Here is a 504-nt window from a genome sequence, read left to right as displayed (position 1 = left end):
CTACTGGATCGTCTATCCGGCCTGGCCGTTGGTCTCCAGCAATACCACCGGCATGTTCGGCTACTCCTCGCGCGCCGACGTCGCGGTCGAGCTCGCCAACCTCGAGAAAGTTCGTGGTGACAAGATGGTGGCGCTGGGCGCGGCCTCGCTCGCCGACATCGAGAAGGACCCGGCCTTGCTGGCGCTCGCCCGCGCCAAGGGCAAGACCGTGTTCGGTGACAATTGCGCGCCCTGCCATGGCTCTGGTGGCGCCGGCGCCAACGGCTATCCGAACCTGAACGACGACGACTGGCTGTGGGGCGGCACACTCGACCAGATCATGCAGACCATCCAGTTCGGCGCGCGTTCCGGTCATGCCAAGACCCATGAGGGCCAGATGCTCGCCTTCGGCAAGGACGGTGTGCTGAAGGGCGACGAGATCGTCACGGTCGCCAATTACGTGCGGTCGCTGGCGGGCCTTCCGACCCGCAACGGCTTCGATGCCGCCAAGGGCGAGAAGATCTT

The 504-nt window shown here is 65.5% G+C and carries 1 protein-coding gene; it reads left to right on the top strand.

Annotation, left to right across the window (positions count from 1 at the left end; translation table 11 throughout):
- On the top strand, positions 1-504 hold a 504-nt coding region (locus IVA79_RS17920; RefSeq protein WP_247554965.1), incomplete at both ends, for a c-type cytochrome.

It is taken from the genome of Bradyrhizobium sp. 138 (genome assembly GCF_023074075.1).
Lineage (GTDB): Bacteria > Pseudomonadota > Alphaproteobacteria > Rhizobiales > Xanthobacteraceae > Bradyrhizobium.
Note: the sequence above shows the minus strand (reverse complement) of the source record. Positions and strands in the feature narration are given on the sequence as shown.